Here is an 884-nt window from a genome sequence, read left to right as displayed (position 1 = left end):
CCGGCATGCAACAACAGGCTCATCTCGCTTTTACTTTTCTTCCATTATACAACAAACCCAGTACCAACAGGGTACTGGGCTCCATTTTACAGAAACTGTATTCGTTTTGCAGGACTCTCACAGTAGTAGGCTTTTTATTATTTCACCTGTCTACCGTATGGGGAGCATATCAGACATTATTTTTATGTCCCAGGCTGCCGCTGTTTCTATTAGGGTCAGTCTAATACTATTGAGGGTTTTATTGGGGACAGCCATAAGGGGGTTTAGGCAAGCCTAAACGGTCTAAGTTGCCGCATACCGTACTTTGCCAGTAGGCCAGCTGGTCATCCAGCGCTTTCGCAGAATGTCGTTGAATGATTTCGACGTAGGCATAGCTGAGGCGACTTCCGGATTGAAGGACCAGGACCAGTAATCCGTCCGATCATAACGGCCGATCCATTGTCCATCTACGCCGAATTTTTGTTGATCGGTTACACCGATGACAGCTCCGTCCGCTGTTCGCAGCAAAAGGAAGACGCCGCCGGTAAATCCGGTTAATTTGACGTTGTTTTTCGTTCGGGTAACGACATCAAGCTGGCCGGCCAGTGCTCCCGAGCGCTGCAGCGTGGCCCGTGTGTACGACATCAACGCAGAGACCGAAGAAGCAGGAACAACAGCGAGCAGGGTAACAGCGGCAAGCATAAATGTTAACAATAAACCTTTCCATGTTTTCATCATAAAACCCACCAAATTTTGTGTGGTTGCAACCCTTAATCATTATTGATTAACATGACTTATGCAGTTCGTTCCATTTAAATGGGAAAGATATAGAGTTGGAAAATTGTTGTAATAATCGCTGATAAACGCTTGACTTTTATGAATCACCAGAATAATCACGAGGAATA

General features: G+C 45.7%; 1 protein-coding gene. It reads right to left on the bottom strand.

What is annotated here, in order from left to right; genetic code table 11:
- Positions 1–282 precede the first annotated feature (282 nt).
- Positions 283–717, bottom strand: a complete 435-nt coding sequence (locus RCO25_RS34620) for a hypothetical protein (protein WP_309000574.1) — start codon at positions 715–717, stop codon at positions 283–285.
- Between the last annotated feature and the right edge of the window lie 167 nt (positions 718–884).

It is taken from the genome of Paenibacillus sp. LHD-38 (assembly GCF_031157315.1).
In the GTDB taxonomy this organism is placed as follows: Bacteria; Bacillota; Bacilli; order Paenibacillales; family Paenibacillaceae; genus Pristimantibacillus.
Note: the sequence above shows the minus strand (reverse complement) of the source record. Positions and strands in the feature narration are given on the sequence as shown.